Genomic DNA, 20,450 nt, shown 5'->3' on the forward strand with positions numbered 1-20,450 from the left:
TGTAGCTTACCATGAAACCCCAAGAGGTCAAGCCGTAGGCGCAGACCGATTGGCTCGGTTTCATGTAAGGGCGGCAGGATTTTCCTGCGGTTGCTGATGTTCTAGGCACAGACGAGGAGTACGACAACGGCTGCGATCAGCAACAGCGTCTTATGTTTTATGATCCAGTCAATCATTTTTTGCATTTTATCCATCCCCCACAACAAAAAAAGACAGCCCACAAGCTGCCTTCGTATGCTATAATATACTCGGTGCTACCAAGACGGTAGGCGGTCGATTCTTAGCCCCTGAAAGGGGGCGCTGCTTATGGAACTGTACGATTTTTTATCGTTGATGTTCATGGTGACGATTTGCGTCGTTGCTATCAAAGCAAAATAAGAATCCCCGCCTTCGGCATCCAATCGTAGGCGGGGGTTCTTACCTGTATTACATTGGGGCTGACCGTCTACCGGTAGCACCCTTTCTATGTCTATTATACGACATAGCCTCCGCCGCGTCAAATCGTCTGTGCGTAGTGTATGCGTTGTGGGTATAATCTTTTGTCTTCCACCCGCATAGCGGGTGGTTTATTGCGTCACGACCCATAAAAAGAGGGGCTGTGCATAAGTCGAATTTGACTCATGCAACAGCCCCTTTTCATTTCTGCCTATATGGTTCTCACAAGCAAACCAATCTTAGGGAAGCGCGGCGTTTATCCATGCTTCCTTTAGGATCTCGCACGCTGGATCATCCTGCCTTTCTGCCCGGATTTCCTTCACCATGCGAACTACATCATCTTCGCTGTAAAGCCCTGCTTCTTCCGCGGCTCCTCGAAAAGACGCCTGCACTTCTTTGAGTGCCGACACGGGGTCGCTCGTGATAATAAGTTTCTCGCCATCGCGCACGAAAGCAACGCGGTCGCCGCTGCTTAGCTTGAGTTGTCTGCGCACAGACAGAGGGAGCGTTATTTGTCCCTTCGTGTTAATCGTCGCCAATTCCATTTCAATGCCCTCCTCATATACGGATCTATGCTATATTATACTATACCCAAAAAAATAAAAAAACTGCGCCTGCATCAGATCTGACGCAGGCGCAGCCTTCTTTATATCAGAAAATATCGTCAGCACATACAATCGTCTGATCGCGGTTCGGACCTACGGAGACGATGCCGATGGCTACGCCGGTGACGGCGGCGAGACGTTCGAGGTATTTCCTTGCCTTTTCGGGCAGCTTTTCATAGTCGCGGCAGCCGGATATATCTTCCTTCCAGCCTTCGAAGGTCTCGTAGACAGGCTCGACCCGCGCGAGGACGTTGAGGCTTGCGGGGACTTCGTTCAACGGCTTGCCATCGAGTTTATAGCCCGTGCACATCTTGATCTCGTCGAAGCCGTCGAGGATGTCGAGGCGCGTGATCGCCATATAATCAAGACCGGAGATCTGCCCCGCGTAGCGCACGACGCAGGCGTCAAGCCAGCCCGTGCGGCGCGGTCTGCCCGTGACGGTCCCGAACTCATGGCCGGCTTCACGGATCTTGTCGCCGATGGCATTGAGCTGCTCGGTCGGGAACGGCCCTTCGCCGACGCGCGTGCAGTATGCCTTGACTACGCCGACGACCTTATCGATGCGCTTGGGCGCGACACCCGCGCCGACGCCGACGCCGCCCGATACGGGGTGCGAGGCGGTGACGTAGGGATATGTGCCGTAATCGATGTCGAGCATCGTCGCCTGCGCACCTTCGAACAGCACCTTTTTGCCTGCGTCCAGTTCTTCGTTCAAAAGAGCGATGGTATCGCAAACATGGGGCTTCAAGAGCGCTGCGTATGCTTCGTATTCTTCGAGAATATGTTCGTAGGAGAGCGGTGCATGACCGTAGAGTTTTTCCAGCTCGTTGTTCTTGACCGCGAGGTTTTCCCTAAGTCTCTTCTTGAATTCTTCCGGCTCGACGAGGTCGCATACGCGGATGCCGATGCGGTTCATCTTGTCCATATAGCAAGGGCCGATGCCGCGCTTCGTCGTGCCGATCTTGCTCTCGCCGCGCGCTTCTTCGGCGAGTCCATCCATGATGCGGTGATACGGCAGGACGACATGGGCGCGGTTCGAGATGCGGATGCCTGATGTATCGACGCCGCGCTTTTGCATGGCGTTCATCTCTTCGAGCGCAACTTCGGGATCAAAGACGACGCCGTTGCCGACGATATTCGTCTTGCCGTGATACAAGATGCCCGAGGGCAAAAGGCGCAGCTTAAACTCTTCACCGTTGACGGTGACGGTATGTCCGGCATTGCTGCCGCCTTGATAGCGCACAACAGCGTCGGCTTTTTCGGCGAGATAATCGACGATCTTGCCCTTGCCCTCATCGCCCCACTGCGTACCTGTGACTACTACTGCTGGCATAGTGATTCTCCTTTTTATCCTTCTGCGATTCTCGAAAAGAGCGGCAGGATCTTACGGCTTTCGGTTTTTACAAGCCGAAGCGCTCGAAAATTTGATCGACATGGCGAAGGAAGTATTGGTAATCGAAGCAGGCGTCGATCTCTTCCTTCGTCAGATACTGCAAGATGTCCTCGTCTTTTTCGACGTTCGTGCGAAAATCTTCGCCCTGCATCCAACGCTTCATGGCGTTTCGCTGCACCCACTTGTAGGCGTCTTCCCGCAGAACGCCCTTATCGACGATGGCAAGCATGAGCCGCTGGCTGTAGATGAGACCGCCCGTTCTTTCGATGTCGGCAAGCATAGCTTCGGGATAGACGAGCAGCTTGTCGATGATGTTCGTGAACTTCTTCGTGCAGTAATCGACGTTGATCGTGCTGTCAGGCAGGATGACGCGCTCGACGGACGAATGCGAGATATCGCGCTCGTGCCAAAGCGTGACGTCCTCCATCGCCGCGATCGCGTTGCCGCGCACGAGACGCGCCATGCCGGAGATGCGTTCGCAGGTGATGGGGTTCCTCTTATGCGGCATCGCAGACGAGCCTTTTTGCCCGGGTGCGAAGTATTCTTCTGCCTCGCGGATGTCCGTGCGCTGCAGGTTGCGGATTTCCGTCGCAAACTTTTCGAGCGAGCTTGCGACGATGGCGAGCGTCGTCATGTATTCGGCATGGCGGTCGCGCTGGATGACCTGCGTCGCAAGGCGCACCGGCGTGATGCCGAGCTTCTTGCAGGTCAGCTCTTCGATGCGCGGATCGATGTTCGAATAGGTGCCGACAGCGCCCGAGAGCTTGCCGACGGCGACGATTTTCTTCGCGTGCTCGACGCGCTCGATGTCGCGCTCGACCTCGGCACTCCAAAGAAGTAGCTTCAAGCCGAAGGTCATCGGCTCTGCATGGATGCCGTGTGTCCTGCCGATGCACGGCGTATGCTTGAATTCGACGGCGCGGCGGCGCAATACTTCGAGGAGCTTTTTGAGGTCGTCCAAGATGATATCGGCAGACTTCTTCATCATGATGCCAAGCGCCGTATCCTTGACGTCGCTCGACGTCAGTCCTTTATGAATGTACTTCGAGTCCTCGCCGACGTATTCGGCGACGTTCGTCAAAAACGCGATGATGTCATGATTCGTGACTTTTTCAATCTCCTTGACGCGCGGCAGGTCGAACTGCGCTTTGGCGCGAATATTCGCCGCAGCTTCCTTGGGGATCTCCCCGAGTTCTGCCATAGCCTCGCAAGCCGCGATCTCGACTTCAAGCATGGTCTCGAACTCATGCTGCAGCGTCCAGATATTGCCCATCTCAGGATTCGTATAGCGTTCTATCATAGATGCGGTTCCCCCTGTCATCGGAGCGTGTCAAGCCTTTGCTGCACGCTGATTTCACTCCGTTATCATATCATTTTAATCGCTCGGCTGTCAATCACGCCTTTCGGGCGGCGCTTCTTTGTGCAGCGCCCGCGCTTTTCCTAGTCATTCGAGACGTTTTGTGATATACTGGAAATACAGTGAGTCACCGTGTTGCTGGAAGAAGGAGACTGCAAACATGAAATACGATGTTACGATCACGAATATCGGCAGCCTTGCGCCGAACTTTTTGGAGAACAGCTCAAGCATCATTCTGCTCGATGAGGGTGTGCGCCCAAATCTCACGGAAATGGTCGTCGAGCATACGCCGGGGGATCTGAAAGAGGACATCCAAGCGGGCGATACGCTGACGATGGGTGCGAGGCGGAAGTTTAAGGTCGTTTCTGTCGGTGAAGCGGCAAACGAGAATCTGCGCAAGGAAGGGCACTGCACGGTCGTCATCAATGCCGAAGGCTCCATGCCCGGGCAGATCATCGTCAAGGGCGGTCTGCCGCCGCGGCTCAATGTCGGCGACAAGATCACGTTTGAGTGAGCAATATACATCCGTGAAGATAAAGAAAGGGGAGCCTTGTTATTGCGGCAAGGCTCCCCTTTCTTTCACTATAAGAAGATTTATCGTGACACGCAGTATGCTTTCGTTCATGCAAAGCCTTCCATTCGACGCATGATCGATCATGTGCGAAACACAAAATGAACCTTTTTTCCTTTGTCAAGTCTTGCGCAGGAAAAAAGGTTATGCTATGATATGTTCAAAGCAGAAGTTGCCTGAGGTGCACGCGAGCTTTTCATTATGTCTAACCTACAGTTTTCTAAGGGAATCAGGATAGGTTTGTAGATGCTGGATCGCCTTTGAGCGAATAGCAGAAGCAAGGCTCAAGATGCCCACCTGCGAGTCGCAGGTTTTAGACATATAAAGCGGACGACATTTTGGACATCTGCTTTGAAAAGGGATCGCTAGAAGAGTGATGGCTGGTGGTTTCTTTTCGCCTTGTGTGGGGTCTGTAAAGCAGCTTTTTCCGGTCGGATGCTTTACAGGCTCTACTCTTTTTCCGGCTTCTTGCCGATGAGCGGCGCTTTGGTGATGATGTTTTCACCGAAGCGTTTTTTTAGTGCATCGATCGCGCCGTAAAGGCGCTCTTTTTTTTCGTCGCGAAAGAGGGACGGCATGGCGCTTGGTTCGAAGTTTTCCCCTGTGACGCCGAGAAGGCGGATGCCGCGCTTGACGCCGAGTTCACGGAAGAGGTCGCGCACCGTTTGGAAGATCGGCTCGTCATGGGCGGTCGCTTCAAAGAGCGTACGGCTGCGCGTGAAGGTGGTGAAGTCGGCGCGACGCAGCTTGAGCTGTATCGTGCGCGCACTGACGCCTGCAAGGCGCAGCCGCCAGCCGACCTTCTCGGCAAGCGCGAGAAGCGCACGCTCGGCTTCTTCGGGGCTTTCGAGGTCGCGCTCAAAGGTGACTTCTTTGCCGATGGATTTCGCTTCGCGATCCGGCTCGACGCTTCTATCGTCGCGTCCGAAGGAAAGCGCCTTCAAGGCGTGCGCCGCGCGTATGCCGACGGCGCGTGCAAGCCGCTTTTCGTCCGCGCGCTGCATGTCGCCGATCGTCTTTAGTCCGAGAGCGGCGAGCTTTTCTTCCGTGCGTTTGCCGACGCCCCAGAGACGGCGCACGGAGAGCGGCGCAAGAAGCGCGGCGGCTTCTTCGGCGCGGATCTCGACGAGACCGTCGGGCTTTTCGAGGTCGCTGGCGAGTTTGGCGAGAAACTTGTTCGGCGCGATGCCGACGGATGCAACGAGAGCGGTCTTTTGCAGGATTTCCGCCTTGAGCTTTTCGGCGTAGTCGCGCGGCGATGGGGTAAGAAGCTCCATACCTGTGACGTCTAAGAAGGCTTCGTCGATGGAGAGCGGCTCGACGAGCGGTGAGTAGCGGCGGAAGATGGCGAAGATCTCGGCGGAGACGGCTGCATAGAGCGCATAGCTGCCTTGGACAAAGATGCCGTCGGGGCAGCGGCGACGCGCCGTTTCCATAGGCATCGCCGAGTGTACGCCGCTTTGCCGCGCTTCGTAGGATGCAGTCGAGACGACGCCGCGCGAGGAAAGCCCGCCGACGATGACGGGCTTTCCTCGGTATTCCGGATGCTCACGCTGCTCGATGGCGGCGAAGAAGGCGTCCATATCGACGTGAATGATCGTGCGCTGCATGTTCTTGCCTCCTCATGGAAAAATGTGCTGTCATGTTTCGGCTTGCTCTGATTTTACAGGCAGCGATTGGCTAGATTTCTGTAAGGCGCAAGGATATTTGTCCCGAAAGTTCACTGGAAAAGTGCGGTGATCTCCTCTTCAGAGAGTTTCGTGAGGAAGTTTTCACCGGGCTGAATCATCTGGTCGATCAGAGCTTTTTTCTTTTCCTGCAGTTCGTAGATCTTTTCTTCGATCGTGTCTTTCGTGATGAATTTCAGCACCTGCACGTTATTCTTCTGCCCGATGCGGTAAGCGCGGTCGGTCGCCTGATCTTCAACGGCGGGATTCCACCACGGGTCGTAGTGGATGACCATATCGGCTCCCGTGAGGTTCAGCCCCGTGCCGCCCGCCTTGAGCGAGATGAGGAAGATCGGCTCTGCGCCCGCGTTGAAGTCGCGCACGAGGCGCACGCGCTCTAAGGCGGGCGTCGAGCCGTCGAGGTAGGCATAGCCGAGATTCATCGCGTCAAGACGCTCGGCGATGCGGGCGAGCATGGTCGTGAACTGCGAGAATACGAGGATGCGATGTCCGGCGGCGACGGCGTCGGAGACGACTTCTTCGAGCATATCGAGCTTGCCTGAACCGCCGTCATAGTTTTCGAGGAAGAGCGCGGGGTCGCAGGCGATTTGGCGAAGGCGCGTGAGGATGGCGAGGATCTTGATGCGCATTTCGCCGAAGCCGTGTGCCTTGAGTTCAGCGGCGAACTCTTTTTTCGCCTGCACGAACCATGCCTTGTAGACTTTTCTCTGCTCGTCGGTCATCTCGTTCGTCATCTTGCGCTCGACCTTGTCGGGCAGTTCTTCGAGCACGTCTTTCTTTAGACGGCGCAGGATGAATGGCGAGATGTAGCGCAGGAGGTCGGCGCTCGCGTGCGGATCTTTGGCGCGTACGATGGGCGTCTCGAACTGCGACTGAAAGTGCTTGCGGCTTCTTAGATAGCCGGGCATGAGGAAGTCGAAAATCGACCAAAGCTCCGTCAGGCTGTTTTCGATGGGCGTGCCCGTCAGGGCAAAGGCGGCGTCGGCTTTGAGCCTTTTTACTGCTTTTGCCGCCTGTGTCGCGGGGTTTTTGATCTGCTGCGCTTCGTCGAGGAAGATATGGCTGAAGCGCTCCTTTTCGTACAGTTCAATGTCGCGGCGCAGCATGTGGTACGTCGTGATGATGACGTCGGCGTCCTTCAGAGCGGGCGAAAGAGCCGCCTCGCGTTCCGCCTTTGTGCCTGCGACGATGGCCGCTTTGAGGGCGGGGGCGAACTTTTCGATCTCTTCGAGCCAGTTGTATAGAAGCGACGTCGGCGCGACGACGAGTGCAGGCGGCTTTTCATCCTCGCGGTGCGCGAGCAAAAAGGCGATGACCTGCAGGGTCTTGCCAAGCCCCATGTCGTCGGCTAAGATGCCGCCCAGATGATAGGCGGCGAGCGTCGAGAGCCACGAGAAGCCTGTCTGCTGATAGTCGCGCAGCACGCCTTTGAGTGTCTCAGGCGGTTCGATATCGGCATCGACAGGATTCTTGACGTCGCGCACGATGCTCTTGAAGCGCTTACTCCGCTCAAGGCGAATGCCTTTTTCCTCTTTGGCGAGCGCGTCGAGATAGAGCGCCTGGCGAAGCGGCAGTTCGATGTTTTTGGCGTCCGTCGCCTTTTTGACGCCGATGCTCTCGATGAAGTCCGCAAGTCCTGCGAGCTGTTGGTCGCCGAGCGTCACGAAGGAACCGTCCTTGAGCCTGTGGTAGATCCGCTTCTCGCGGTAGGCGCGCAGGACGCCGATCAATTCGGTGAAATCGAGCTGCGCCGCATCGAAGGTCACGTCCAGGAGGTTTTCGTCGTTGACGGAAACGCCGATGGTCACGGGCGGCATACGGCGCACGGGCTTTTCGTGGAAAGCGTCGGCATAGTAGACGTCGGCGATCTTGGAAAGTTCCGGCAGCGCCTCATCGAGGAAGAGGAAGCTCTTTTCTTCGTCACTCTGCACGAAGCGGCCGTCTTCGGGGAAGAAGTCGTAAGCGTCGAAGAGCGCATAGATGGCGTTCTCTTCCGCCGTGCTGCGGATGAGCCGGCGTCCGCTCGGCGCTTCCTGCGGCGCGGCGCCCACGAGCGGATTGAACCGCACTTCGTCGTAACGAAACTCGGGACGCGCTGCGATGCCGTCTTTGTAGTAGTCGAGGTATATGGACGCCGTGAGCGGCATGATTTCGTAGCGTTTGGCTAAAGCGGGCGCGATATGCACTTCGGCAATCTTTTCCAACGCAGGCAGAATCGTGCCAAAAAAGGCAGGAACGTCCTTTTCGGCGACGGTGAGCGAGCGCGAAGCGCCGAAGGCTTCGAGCAAGGGATGCAAAGCGGCGGAAAAGGCAGACGGCGCATGGTATATCGTATCGTTTGCGAGCAGAAAACGCGCATCCTCGTCCAGTCGGTAAAGATCGTCTGTCAAGAGCATGAGCCGACCGCTGCCGCCGCGCTCCATGAAATCCAAAGAGATGGCGGGTGCGCCCTCTTCCACATGGACAGTGCGCTCGACCTTCATGCCGACCGTGGCGATGAAGGGCGTATCCTTCATGAGCGCAAAAAAGCGCGTGAGCGTGCTCGGCGTGAGCTTCAAGGATTTGCCGTCGAAGAGCCTTCCTGCGCCTGCGCCGAAGGAGCGGAAATGCTCGCTGTAGACGAGACTGCTTTCTTCGTCCTTCCAGATATGCAGAAGAAATCGCCAGAGTTCTGTTGAGACGCCCGGAGCAAAGACCGCCGTCTGCGGATCAACCGTCAGCTTCTTGCCAAATTCGATGCTGCGTCCGGCGAGGAAGGAGCGCAGCAACTCCTGCACGCTGCGCACGATGTAGAGCCGCTCACGTCCGATGCGAAACTCCAGCCAGCACGTCGCGCGTCCGTAATGGCGCTCGAAGAAGAAGCGCGGCTCCAAAAAGAGCGGCGCTTCCCGAAGAGCCGCCGGCGGCAGATTCTTCTGCTCTTGCAGATGCGAACGCCTTTGGGCGCGCGCGAAACATTCGAAGAGCCGTCCTGTGGGCATGTCGCGGCTCAAATCGCCGCCGATTTCGCCCTGCTTCGTCTGAATCTCCTTCAAGAGCGCGACGACATGTTTACAGGCGCCCGTGTAGAGTGCGGCGGCAGGACAGGTACAGTCGTAAGCCTCAACGGATTCCCCCGACTTATCGAGACGCGCACGCACCTCATATTCTTCCGAGCCGACGACGGAAGCGACATAGATGGAAGTGCCGGGACGGCGCAGCAGCTTTGTGACACGTCCGTCCTTGAAGTAGCGGCAGCCCTTGCGGTACGCCATGTCGTTGGTCAGCGCGTGTATGGTGGAGTCCTTGAGCAAGACGATCTCTCCTTTGCGCGCAGCACGCGCCTGTGTTAATATAGGGAATGCAAACAACGTATGGAAGCGACAGAAGGATGCCGCTTGAAGGCGGCTTCAGCACACATTTCATCAGCGATTCGTCCATTGTATTGTAGCAGAATTTCCACGTAACGTAAATGCAGCTAAGACAGGAGGGCGGCATGGAACTTTCGCGCGCGCGCATCCTCATCATCCGCTTGAGCGCCATCGGCGACGTCCTTCACGCGATGCCCGTCGCTGCGTCGCTGCGCCGGGCGCTGCCGAAAGCGCACATCGCGTGGCTCATCAGCCCGCCCGCCGATGAGCTGCTCGCCGCGTGTTCAGCCATCGACGAACGGATCGTCTGGGACAGGCGTCCCTTTGACCGTGCCGTCGCGCATGGACGCCTCATAGAAGCCTTTCGCCTCTTGCGCGAGGCGCACGCGCTCCTCGCTCCGCGCCGCTTCGACATCGTACTCGACGTGCAGGGGCTTCTCCTGACGGGCATCCTCGCGCGTATCTCGGGCGCAAAGCGGCGCATCGGCGTGCGCGAACGTCATGAGGGCGGCGGCTTCTTCATGACCGAAAAAGCGCCGCAGATGACGGAGCCGCATAAGGTGCGCCGCTACCTCGCCGCGCTCGCGCCGCTCGGCGTCGAGCACACCGATACGCGCATCACGCTCCGTCTGCCCGCCGCACTCGCCGGCTTCGCCGCACAATTTTTCGCCGCGCGCGGCATTTTGCTTTCCCGTCCCATCCTGCTTGTGAGCCTCTGCACGACATGGCAAAGCAAGGCATGGCCGCCCGAGCGCTTCGTCGCCGCACTCGCTGCGCTCCCCGAAACGGTACAGATCGTATTCCTCGGCAGCACAGCCGATCGCCGCATCATAGAGGAAGCGACAGCGGCGCTTCAAAAGGCATGGCGCGGCACAGCCGTCTCCGTCGCAGGAGAGACAAGCCTGTTGGAGACGGCGGCGCTGATGCAAAAAGCGACGCTGCTCCTATGCCCCGACACCGGTCCCCTGCATATCGCCGCCGCCGTCGGACTTGCGACACTGAGCCTCTGGGGTCCGACGCGGCCGACGATCTACGGTCCCCTGCACGGGCGAAACTTCTTCATCGAAACGCCGTATCCGTGCGCTCCATGCTGCAAGACACGCTGTCCGCACGGTTCAAATGAATGTATGCGGGCGATCGAAACCGAAGCGGTGGCAAAGAAGCTGCGCGAAGTGTTGCCTATGGAAAAAACTTCTTGAAAATTGGCGGACAGGAACCTTTCGGAATGATTGACGGCAGTATCAAAAGATGCTATATTCTTTATGAGAAAAGTTATCTGTTATATCTTCCACAGAAGATGGTTCAGGAGGTTATATGTATGAAAAAAGTGGCTGTAGTTTATTGGAGCGGCAGCGGCAATACCGAAGAAATGGCGAAAGCCGTCGCTGAAGGGGCCAAAAAGGGCGGCGCTGATGTGACGCTCACGCGCTTCGAGGATTTCAAAGTCGATGACATGGCAGGCTACGACGGCTTCCTCTTCGGCTGCCCCGCGACCGGAACGGAAGAGCTGCAGGAAGACTACGTCGAACCGTTCTTCGTCGAAGCTGAGGCAAAACTTTCGGGCGTGCCGCTTGGTCTTTTCGGCTCCTACGGCTGGGGCGGCGGCGCTTTCATGGAGACGTGGGCGGAGCGTGTGCGCACAGCGGGAGCCAAGCTCGTTTCCGACGGGCTCGCCGTCGAAAATGCACCCGATGACGACGGGTGCAAAGCCTGCGAAGAGCTTGGCGAGACGCTGGCAAAATCGCTCTGACTCTTATCGGCGCTTCCTAAAGCATCCGATTTTGCGCGGCGTCCGCGAACGCGCCCTTTCTCCGGAAAAACTTTCCCTTATCATATTGAAAATCATTACCATATATGCTATGCTATAGGCATGTTGCTGGAGGTGATGATTTTGGGTAAGGATGGTTTTGAGCGTATGCTCTGCTTCCACTGTGCGCCAACATTCGCGGGAATCAAGCCCGCGAGCCTTGTTTCTTTTCAGAAGAGCCGCTTCGATGATTTCGATGCGCTTCTGGAGTCGTATGCACCTTGCTTCGAATGCAAAGGCATCACACCCGTTCGCCTGACGGAGGGCGAAGAGTATGTCCTCATGCTCTTCTACCGCAGGAAGCTCTTGGAGCGCATCTTAGAGCAGCCTGCTGTGCTGGCGCTGTTGGCGCGTTTTGGCTACCGTGCGGGCGACGCGCTTGAGTCGCATTTGGAGTATCTGGCTATGCGCATCCAACTCCAGAAGAGTTTTCCGCATGAAGTCGGTCTCTTCCTCGGCTATCCGGCGGAAGACGTCGAGGGCTTCATCGAGAACAAGGGGCGTGATTTCGCTTGCGCGGGCTACTGGAAAGTCTACGCAAACGAGGAAGAGACACGCGCACTCTTCCAGCGATATACGGACTGCACGGAGCGCCTTTGCGCCCGTCTTGGCCGCGGCACGCCGATGGCGGAGCTTTTGGAAGCGGTCTGAGAAAGCGTCCGGGCGGCAGCCTTTTGCAGGAAAAATATTTATCAGGAGGTCTTTCAAATGGGAAAAGTAGCGGTTGTATATTGGAGCGGTACGGGCAATACGGAAGAAATGGCGAAAGCCGTTGTCGAAGGCGCCAAAAAAGGCGGCGCAGAAGCGGAGCTCTTCACGGTCAGTGATTTCGGCGCAGACAAGATGGCAGACTACAACGGCTTCCTCTTCGGCTGCCCCGCAATGGGCGACGAAGTCTTGGAAGAAGATGAGTTCGAGCCTTTCTTCACGGAAGCGGAAAAGAAACTCTCGGGCGTCCCCGTCGGTCTCTTCGGCTCCTATGGCTGGGGTTCCGGCGCTTGGATGGAGGCTTGGGCGGAGCGCACGCGTGCGGCTGGCGCCAAGCTCGTATCGGACGGCGTGATCGTCGAAAATGCACCCGACGACGACGGCGTCAAGGCCTGCGAGGCTCTCGGCGAATCCGTCGCCAAGGCGCTCTAACAGACATACCCTACCGACCTGCGGCAAAACGCCGCAAAAAGATTCCTACGATTTCCCCTTGCTCGCGCAAAAAAGACTGCCGTGCGCCAAAAGCGTGCGGCAGTCTTTTCGTATGTGCAGGGGGTTATTTTTTTGCTGCAAATTTTTCCAATGCTTCGGAGAAATCTTCGACCAGTTCGACCGCGCCCGTGTATTCGCCGTTTTCATCGTAGATAGCGAGGTAACGCACGCCGACGGGCTTGCCCTTGATGTAGCGGTAGATCTCCATGCGATCGCGCTTCTTCGCCTTGAAATCGGCGACAAGCTGCTCGATGATCGGCACGATGTTCACGGGATGGCAGTTGTAGACCTTGCTGTCCAAGGCGAGGCGCGGACGTGCGAACACCTGCCCGGGGTTTGAGAAGAAGCGAAGCATCTCATCCTTGTCGATGTAAGTGATATCTACGGGCAAGAGGTTCAAGATCGCTTCGAGCTGCTTGCAGCTGACCTCACCCGTCGAGAGCCGCACTCTGCCCGAGGCGAGCATCGTGCGCTCCTTCGCCTCAGCTTCGGCGACGTAGGCATCGCCCGCCGCCCACGTCGGAGCCTTGTCGAGGAACGCAACGCCGCATTCCGGCATATCACGGTAGATCATAAGCCAATCTTTTTCCGAGAAGAAGCGCAGCGTCAGCGGGAAAAGGATCTGCTCTTCCTTGTAGATCATGTCGCTGATGCGCTGGAAGAACGCACGAAAGCGCTCCTCTGCACCCGCGATACCGTCGGCAAGCGCCTTCGTAAGAGCGCGAAGCTCCGCCTTGATCTCATCGTCCACCCCCCACATGACGCCCGAAGGCCCCGTCACACCGTAGCGATAGAGGAGCGTCATGAGCAGCGATTCCTTCTTGCCGTAGTGCGAATAAATCGCGTTAAGCTCGCCGAGACCTCTGCCAAGCAACGGCGCATCGCCTTTTTCCAAAGCGCCTTTCAAGCGTTCGAGGAGCGCCGCCAAGCCCTTGTTTTCAAGATTCAGCGTCACGAGCGGATGCCCTTCCGGCAAAGCCTGCACATCCGGCGCGGCTTCTGAGGCAGGCGCCGCACCGCCGATATGCCCATGAAAAAGCGCCGAATGAACGTCGCAAAGCTTCTGCACCTCGTGAATCGGCGTGCCGTCCTCGATGAGCTGCTGCTCGGCGGCGGAAATCTCCTCCGCGGAAACGCTCGCGAATCCCTTGACAAAATCCGCGCGCACCGTCTCAAGCGATTCCCCCTCCGAAAGACGCTGCAAAAAGCCCTTGAGCACGGCGGCGCGTCCTGTCGTCTCACCGTCCGCCGCAGCGCCCGCAGCCGCATGTGCACAGGCACAGCCGCCCTCGCCGTGCGCGTGGGTATGCGCCTCATGTGCGCCGCCGCAGCCGCAAGACGACGTCTCTTCCTGCTTGATCGTAAAGCCGCGCACCTCAAGCTCCCGCACGACATCTTCGAGCTTCATCCCCTTGACCGCAGCGCCCTTGGGCACGGTCATGACACGCCCCATGACATTCAACACCATAGGATTCGTGATCTCGGCAAAGCCGATCTCCGCCATCGCCTGCTGAAACTCCGGAAACTCCTCTACAAGCTCTGCTACCGTCTTTGTCAAGTCCAATTCCTTTTTCATATCTATCGCTCCTGTTCATGCTGAATTCATTTCTCATTGCAGTCATTATAGCAGATATTTTTTTCCCATGTTGTCATATTTGTTACCATCTCGCATGAAAGTTTCGTGAAGCCTTGTACCGCCCAGCTTCGCGTATATTGCAGCACGCAAAGAAGAAAATCGTTTTTTAGCCGCTCATAGCCGTTTTCCGTGTCTTTATAGACAAATGGCAGACAAGCGATGTTTATGCTACATCTTATTGCAAAAACACGAAACAACTGATATGCTACGCATAAGGTACGAGAGGGATATTGTAATCGTCCGCAAACAGCCCTCTGTCTGCACAAACAAAGAATACGATTGAATCTCTGAGAATATGGGAGAAGTTGCATAACAGCAACTTTAACCTAGTCGAATTCGACGGGTTTAGAAGAGCTTCGGAGTATCGCACGGTATCCGCTTGAATCGGTGTTGAGAGCGCCAAGCACAAAGCGACTGGAAGAGAGCATGAAGCCGCCTCTCTGCCGCCTGTCGCCAGCGAAGAAAGGGAGTATTCACATGACAGACATTGAGAAAATCAGTGAAGCCCTGTTCGAGGACATCAAGCACCTCGACGAGCAGAGTAATGAGTATTGGACGGCACGCGAGTTGATCCCTGTACTTGAATACAACGAATACCGTTTTTTCAAGAAGGTCATCGACAAAGCGATTGACGCCTGCAAATCCAGTAATATCAAGGCATCAGACCATTTCGTGCACGTGCACGATATGGTCGCCCTTGGCAGTGGCGCAGAACGCAAGATAGAGGACTTCCACCTTTCGCGCTACGCCTGCTATCTCATCGCGATGAACGGCGATCCGCGCAAGCGTGCCGTCGCTCTCGCACAGACCTACTTCGCAGTCAAGACCCGTCAACAGGAACTTGTGGAGAATTACGATTCCTTGAGCGAAGATCAGAAGCGGCTTGCCATCCGTCATGAAATGCGCGAACACAACAAAGCTCTTGCCGCTGCCGCCCGCGACGCGGGAGTGGTAAGCCGCATGGATTACGCCATATTTCAGAACGCGGGGTATAAAGGGCTTTACGGCGGCTTGGGCGCGAAGGACATCCACAAGAGGAAAGGCTTGAAGAAGAGCCAGCAAATCCTCGACCACATGGGGAGCACCGAACTCGCCGCGAACCTCTTCCGCGCAACGCAAACCGAAGAGAAGCTGCGCCGCGATGAAGTGCAGGGCAAAGAGAACGCCAATGCCACGCATTACGGCGTAGGGAAAAAGGTTCGCCAGACCATCGCCGAGCTTGGCGGCACCATGCCCGAGCATCTGCCCACGCCCGACAAGAGCATCCGGCAGATTGCGCGCGCCCAAGAGAAGCGATTGACAGCGAAAGACGAGCAATAAAAAAACCGCACGCAGGCGGCAGAAAGGAACTCATGCGATGTATTCACCCGATTATCTCAGTGACCTCATGGTAAGAATGGCGCACCATTCCACAGCGATTGAGGGGAACACGCTCACGCAGGGAGAGACGAAGAGCGTTCTTGTCGACGGCTACATCCCGCGCGCTATGGATATGCGCGAGCTGAACGAGGTCTTGAATTACAAGGCGTTCATGTCGTTCCTTGTGGAGCGCACGCAAGAGGCTGCGCCGCTTTCGCTCCCACTCATTCGCGAAGTACACGCGATTCTGTGCAAAGACGCGATTGAGAGCGTGCCGGGGCAATTCAAACAACGCCCAAACCTCATCATAGGCGCAGATTTTACACCAACGCCGCCATACCTCGTCCCTGTTGCACTTACGGACTGGCTGGGCAACCTCGCTGCGCAAATGACGGCGGCTGTGACCGATTCGGATAAAGTACTGGCGGTTTGTCGGCAGCATATCGCTTTCGAGCGCATCCATCCTTTCCCCGACGGCAACGGGCGTGTGGGGCGTGCGCTCATGGTTTATAGCTGCTTTCTCGCCGATATGGTACCCATCGTTATCCCTGTGGAGCGCCGAAAGGCGTATATAAACTATCTCAACACAGACGACTTGCAGGGATTCGCGGTCTTTGCCGAGGAATTGCAGACCGAAGAACGCGAGCGCATAGAAGCATTTTCATAAAATAAAAAAGGCAGACAATCCCAGAGGATATGCCCACCCATAAAGCAAGCGATTAGAAAAATGTCTTCTTCGAACCGTATCGTTTCACATGAACTGCATCGTACAAACGTCCAGTGCCGGAGGTTTGTACGATGCAGCTTTCATCCCAGCGAAACGCTTAATCTCGCGTCTCGTCCTTTTCTACATGCTCCTTCCAGCTGCCTTCCTCCGCATCTGAAGCGGCTACGGCTTCTGCCACGTAGGCGCTGACTGCTTCGAAATTCTTTCGAACGCCCGATCCCGTATTGCGGTAGGTCACAGCGTTCTTTTGACTGACGCCGATGTTCGACGCTTCCTTCGCTGCGTCGATATTCGCGCCAAGATAGATGAAATCCCAGCCTGCCTTCTCCTGCTTGTCGGATATCATCTCCTTGACCTTCTCCTGCGTGAACTCTTCGCTGGCATTTTCCATGCCGTCCGTGATGATGACGAATACGACCTTCGTTCCCTTCTCCTCGATGCCCGGCGTGCGCGACACCTTGAGGATCGTCGAGCCTACGGCGTCGAGGAGCGCCGTCGTACCGCCGACCTCATATTCCTCATCCGTCAGCGGCTTGATGCGTCGGATATCCTCACGATCGTAGATCGTATCCATTTCATCGCTGAAAAGCACCGTCGTGACATGGACCTTCGCATCGAGCTTCCTCTCCTTCTCGATCATGGCATTGAAGCCGCCGATCGTGTCCGACTCAAGCCCCGACATCGAGCCGCTCTTGTCGAGCACAAGCACAAGCTCCACCCGCTCCGGCTTCTCCTTCGTTTTCTTCGCCGCCTCCGCAGGCGCAGCGCCGACGAAAAATACACAGAGCGCAAGCGCAAGAAGAGAGAGCATCCACTTTTTCCCCATGTGAAAAACCTCCTTCGATGAAAAATCTCCTCTCATCATTATATCGAATTTTTCGCCGTTATGATACTGCTCGATATGGCGATGGAGAAAGTTTAATGAAGCGACGATTGCTGCACACACCAAAAAGCCCCCGCCGAAGCGGGGGCTTTTTCACAGCCGAAGCTGATAAAGCGCCTTCTCTTAGAAGAAGTACTGGAGCTGACCGAAGAACGTGCTGACTTTGTCGTTCGTCGTAAGCTCGATATCCTTGCCGTTGAAGTAGACGAGCGTGCCGACGATGTTCTTGGCGAACGTGTAGTTGCCGCCGACTTCCCAGCCCTTCTGCCCCCACTTCGCGCCATCGAAGGTCGGAGCGAGCGATGCGCCATGACCAAGATAGCGATAAGCAGCGTAGAGACCGAAGGAGCGTGCATTCTCTTTCTGCGCACCCTTGTAGTTGAGCTGGACGTTCCAAGCATGATCGGAAGTTTCAGGCATATTGTGAGCAAGCCTAGAATCGTTGAAATTCTGGTTCTTCCAATAGCCGCCGTTCATGCTGACATTCTCGTCGAACATATACGTCGCGCCCAAGCCCCAGATATTCTGAACCGTGCCCGTATCACCGCTGCCATACTTGACGAACCAATTATGCGCCCCCAAGCGATAGTACTCGCCGACAAACGTCAGCTTGTCCGTCGGCTTCCAGTTGAGGTTCAAGCCCAAGAGAGCCGCCGATTCCTTATCAACATCTACATCCGTGCTGCCTTTCCAATTGACAGCCGTGTCGTCCATATTGATACGACCCGCCGTCAGCGTACCGGAGAAGTTCTGCCCCTTGCCGACCGTCACGGCAACGCCCGTGATGTTGTCATCGAGTACAACGCCCTGCTCCGTGTAGATCGGCATAAGACCGGCGTTGATGTCTGTGATGCCATAGTGACCCATCGCATACGCCTGCTTGAGCTGAACCGTGGCGCCCGAATCCTCTTCCGCACGGGTATTCGCCTCAAGACGCGCCTTGACCTTCCAATGGTCATTGACCGTCGCCTGCGGATGAATGCGGAAGCGAAGCCGATTCGTGTTCTTATCCGCATACGTATCATGATTTTCATTCGAATACGTATAGCGCAGTTCGCCCGTCCACTTGACGTTGTCGATGCGGCTTTCGAGATTGGCGACGCGCACGCCGAGGTTGTTCAGCTCTTCGCTGAACTCAGCGGCAAGGCGGTCGATCATCGCCTTCTGTTGGGCGTTGACCTGATCTTCCTTTGCCATCGCCTTTGCGACCATCTGCGCCATCTCATAGCGCGTGATCTCGTTCTGACCGCGGTACGAGCCGTCGCCGTAGCCCTCGATGATGCCGTCGTCGGCAAGCTGTGCGACTGCGTCGTACGCCCAATGATCCATCGGGACATCGCTGAAGGGGTTCGCTGCTGCGAACGTCGTCGATGCTGCACCGACGACAAGCGCTGTCGTCAGCGCTGCTGTGAGAGTCTTCTTCATGAGAAACTCCTCCTTTAAGATAGATAGAAATTTGGCTTCGAGCCAAGATCCCGAGGAGGCTTCTCCGAGTGTCCATGTTTCCTCGTGAGCGCTGCTCGCCTCTCAGCTCAGTTTCTATCATAGCATTCCAAAAAGTGAAATGCAAATAAAAGATAACTAAAAATGCGAAAAAGCTCGAAAAACGGACTTTTTCTCTAAAGAACGCTGTCTTTCGGGCTTTTATTGATAAATACTTTCTTTATCTATAAATTTTCTTTTGCGGCTATTTCGTCGGCAAATCCCCAGAGAGTCGGGACGTCCTGCGCTGTGAGCAGGATATTTCCCTGTCGGACGTTTTGCTGATGCAGGATCGTCTGCACGGTCTCTTCGACGAGATCGGGGCGGTTGTTCTCCTGACTGATATGCGCGAGAAAGACGGCGCTCGGGCGCTTCTTGAGCCGCACGAGCGCCCACGCTGCCGCGCTGTTTGAGAGGTGCCCGCGGTTCGACAGGATGCGCTGCTTCAAGCGCCACGGATAGGAGCCGCGCTGCAGGAGGTCGCGGTCGTGGTTCGCCTCAAGGATCAGCGCGTCCGCGCCTTCGATGGCAGCCATGACGTCTTCCGTCAAGAAGCCGAGGTCCGTCGCCAGCGCACACTTTTCGCTGCCGCAGACGGTATAGCCGACGGGAGCGGCGGCATCGTGCAGGGTGCCGAAGCTCTTGACGGAGACGCTGCCGAGCATGACGTCGCCCACGAGCGGGGAGAAGGTATCCTCCGGCACAGCGATGCTCTCTTTTATGGCGCGAAGGGTCGCAGGACGCGCGAAGAGCGGCAGCCGATATTCTTTCAGAAGCGTCGGCAGCCCTTTGATATGGTCGCTGTGCTCGTGCGTGATGAATACGCCGTCGAGATCGGCGGGATCGACGCCGAGATCGCGCAGACTGCGTGTGATGCGCCGCGCGCTCACGCCGGCGTCGATGAGGATGCGCGTGCCGTCAAGCTCGATGTACGCTGCGTTGCCCTTGCTGCCGCTCGCGAGTACGGCGACGCGCAGACCGCGCACAGGATTTTGCACGGCTCTCTTCTTTGGCGGCGCATCGAGAGCCATCCGAGCGGCGCGTGCCGCACAGTCAGCGGCGGCACGCGAGAAAGCGGCGCTTGCCGCAAAGCTGCTCAAGAGCGCTTCACTCCATGCGGCAAAATGAGGACGGATGCGGGCTTCTCTTCGGCGAGCAGCGACGACGGCTCTTCTTGTGCCGCTTCTTTGCCGCTTTCGATCATGCTCTGCGCCCTTTGATTCGCTTCCTGCAGGCGCAGGAGCCCTTCGACGAGGTCGATGTCTTTTTTCGTCGCGAGCGTTTCGAGCGCGGATGCGACGTGCTGCAGGAACTGCTGCAGCTGATGCGTCTGCTCGTCCTGCTTGCGTTCGCGCACCTTCGCCGCTTCGCCGCTGTCGCGCTGCGCCGTATCGAGCGAAGCCAAATGCCCGGAGAGCGCCTCGTGCTCACGCTCGATGTCCTCGGCGATCTGCCCCGCTGTCTCTACAAGCCCGATCTCGATGGCGGCATGACGCTTCAAAATATCGGTGAATCCCTGCTCCTGTGCGCTTGCCACATATTCGAGCGTACGCGCGAGCGAGTCTTTGAGATCCTGCGCCCCCTTTTCCTGCGCGGCGCGCATCACGGCGATCTGACGCGCGATCTCTTTCTGCATCATGGTCCCGAGAGCGCTCGTATCGACAGCGGGGTTGATGCGAAAAGCCGCAAGGTCACGCGAAAGGCTCCTCGCGACAGAAGCGATCTCCCGCGCAAGATTTGCCTCCATCGTGTCTAAGCGGCTCGCGAGCGAGCGCTCGATGTCGTCGATACGGCTCATGACAGCACGCTCACGGCGCATCGCATCGCGCTCGGCTTGGCGGCGCACGTCATGCACATCGCCCAATGCCTGCTCCAGTTCTTCGATTCGCTTTTCCAGGTCTTTCTTATCCTCCGAGGTAATCAGCCCCGCCCGCGAAAATATGCTCTTTCCCATCGA

General features: G+C 56.7%; 17 protein-coding genes and 1 other RNA gene. 8 read left to right on the forward strand and 10 right to left on the reverse strand.

Annotation, left to right across the window (positions count from 1 at the left end):
- Positions 1–674: 674 nt before the first annotated feature.
- The 3 genes from ACO5Z0_RS10880 to purB form a co-directional block, all read right to left on the reverse strand.
- Positions 675–980, reverse strand: a complete 306-nt coding sequence (locus tag ACO5Z0_RS10880) for an AbrB/MazE/SpoVT family DNA-binding domain-containing protein (RefSeq protein WP_442672939.1) — start codon at positions 978–980, stop codon at positions 675–677.
- Positions 981–1,086: 106 nt separating this feature from the next.
- The gene (locus tag ACO5Z0_RS10885; protein ID WP_485650321.1) at positions 1,087–2,373 is read right to left on the reverse strand and encodes an adenylosuccinate synthase; all 1,287 of its coding nucleotides are present in this window, start codon (positions 2,371–2,373) and stop codon (positions 1,087–1,089) included.
- A gap of 67 nt (positions 2,374–2,440) precedes the next feature.
- The gene (gene purB / locus ACO5Z0_RS10890) at positions 2,441–3,733 is read right to left on the reverse strand and encodes an adenylosuccinate lyase (protein WP_442676317.1); all 1,293 of its coding nucleotides are present in this window, start codon (positions 3,731–3,733) and stop codon (positions 2,441–2,443) included.
- A gap of 217 nt (positions 3,734–3,950) precedes the next feature.
- On the opposite strand from purB, the gene ACO5Z0_RS10895 reads away from it, so the two are divergent.
- Together ACO5Z0_RS10895 and ssrS are read left to right on the forward strand one after the other, a co-directional pair.
- Positions 3,951–4,304: a PTS glucitol/sorbitol transporter subunit IIA gene (locus ACO5Z0_RS10895; protein ID WP_442676316.1), complete on the forward strand. Its 354-nt coding sequence runs from the start codon at positions 3,951–3,953 to the stop codon at positions 4,302–4,304.
- A 227-nt stretch (positions 4,305–4,531) separates the two neighbouring features.
- Positions 4,532–4,710, forward strand: a non-coding RNA gene (gene ssrS / locus ACO5Z0_RS10900) — 6S RNA.
- Positions 4,711–4,810: 100 nt separating this feature from the next.
- Here ssrS and ACO5Z0_RS10905 read toward each other — a convergent pair.
- Positions 4,811–5,971: a DNA polymerase IV gene (locus ACO5Z0_RS10905; protein ID WP_485650322.1), complete on the reverse strand. Its 1,161-nt coding sequence runs from the start codon at positions 5,969–5,971 to the stop codon at positions 4,811–4,813.
- A 110-nt stretch (positions 5,972–6,081) separates the two neighbouring features.
- On the reverse strand, positions 6,082–9,342 hold the full coding sequence (locus tag ACO5Z0_RS10910; protein WP_485650323.1) for a DEAD/DEAH box helicase: 3,261 nt from the start codon (positions 9,340–9,342) through the stop codon (positions 6,082–6,084).
- Between the two features lie 182 nt (positions 9,343–9,524).
- Between ACO5Z0_RS10910 and ACO5Z0_RS10915 the strand changes: the two genes are divergently transcribed.
- The 4 genes from ACO5Z0_RS10915 to ACO5Z0_RS10930 all read left to right on the forward strand — a co-directional run bounded on the left by ACO5Z0_RS10915 (position 9,525) and on the right by ACO5Z0_RS10930 (position 12,346).
- Positions 9,525–10,598, forward strand: a complete 1,074-nt coding sequence (locus ACO5Z0_RS10915) for a glycosyltransferase family 9 protein (protein WP_485650324.1) — start codon at positions 9,525–9,527, stop codon at positions 10,596–10,598.
- A 119-nt stretch (positions 10,599–10,717) separates the two neighbouring features.
- A complete protein-coding gene (locus ACO5Z0_RS10920; RefSeq protein ID WP_485650325.1) occupies positions 10,718–11,149 on the forward strand; it encodes a flavodoxin in 432 nt (143 codons plus the stop codon).
- A 135-nt stretch (positions 11,150–11,284) separates the two neighbouring features.
- Positions 11,285–11,857: a DUF3793 family protein gene (locus ACO5Z0_RS10925; RefSeq protein ID WP_442672940.1), complete on the forward strand. Its 573-nt coding sequence runs from the start codon at positions 11,285–11,287 to the stop codon at positions 11,855–11,857.
- A gap of 57 nt (positions 11,858–11,914) precedes the next feature.
- Positions 11,915–12,346 (forward strand): flavodoxin, encoded by a 432-nt coding sequence (locus ACO5Z0_RS10930; protein WP_485650326.1) that lies wholly within the window; start codon positions 11,915–11,917, stop codon positions 12,344–12,346.
- Between the two features lie 124 nt (positions 12,347–12,470).
- Here the strand turns inward: ACO5Z0_RS10930 and ACO5Z0_RS10935 are convergent, their stop codons facing one another.
- Positions 12,471–13,982: a DUF438 domain-containing protein gene (locus ACO5Z0_RS10935; RefSeq protein WP_485650327.1), complete on the reverse strand. Its 1,512-nt coding sequence runs from the start codon at positions 13,980–13,982 to the stop codon at positions 12,471–12,473.
- A gap of 537 nt (positions 13,983–14,519) precedes the next feature.
- On the opposite strand from ACO5Z0_RS10935, the gene dinD reads away from it, so the two are divergent.
- Both dinD and ACO5Z0_RS10945 read left to right on the forward strand, forming a co-directional pair.
- Entirely contained in the window at positions 14,520–15,362 is an 843-nt protein-coding gene (dinD, locus tag ACO5Z0_RS10940) for a DNA damage-inducible protein D (RefSeq protein ID WP_485650328.1), read from the forward strand.
- A gap of 37 nt (positions 15,363–15,399) precedes the next feature.
- On the forward strand, positions 15,400–16,068 hold the full coding sequence (locus ACO5Z0_RS10945; RefSeq protein WP_485650329.1) for a Fic family protein: 669 nt from the start codon (positions 15,400–15,402) through the stop codon (positions 16,066–16,068).
- 157 nt (positions 16,069–16,225) lie between these two features.
- On the opposite strand, the gene ACO5Z0_RS10950 is transcribed toward ACO5Z0_RS10945, so the two are convergent.
- From ACO5Z0_RS10950 to ACO5Z0_RS10965, 4 genes are all read right to left on the reverse strand, one after another.
- Positions 16,226–16,954 (reverse strand): vWA domain-containing protein, encoded by a 729-nt coding sequence (locus tag ACO5Z0_RS10950; protein WP_485650330.1) that lies wholly within the window; start codon positions 16,952–16,954, stop codon positions 16,226–16,228.
- A 180-nt stretch (positions 16,955–17,134) separates the two neighbouring features.
- The gene (locus ACO5Z0_RS10955; protein WP_485650331.1) at positions 17,135–18,436 is read right to left on the reverse strand and encodes a putative porin; all 1,302 of its coding nucleotides are present in this window, start codon (positions 18,434–18,436) and stop codon (positions 17,135–17,137) included.
- Between the two features lie 242 nt (positions 18,437–18,678).
- Positions 18,679–19,593, reverse strand: a complete 915-nt coding sequence (locus ACO5Z0_RS10960) for an MBL fold metallo-hydrolase (RefSeq protein WP_485650332.1) — start codon at positions 19,591–19,593, stop codon at positions 18,679–18,681.
- Positions 19,590–20,447: a coiled-coil domain-containing protein gene (locus tag ACO5Z0_RS10965; RefSeq protein WP_442676437.1), complete on the reverse strand. Its 858-nt coding sequence runs from the start codon at positions 20,445–20,447 to the stop codon at positions 19,590–19,592. The genes ACO5Z0_RS10960 and ACO5Z0_RS10965 overlap by 4 nt, the downstream gene beginning before the upstream one ends.
- Positions 20,448–20,450 lie beyond the last annotated feature (3 nt).

The organism is Selenomonas sp., assembly GCF_057272215.1.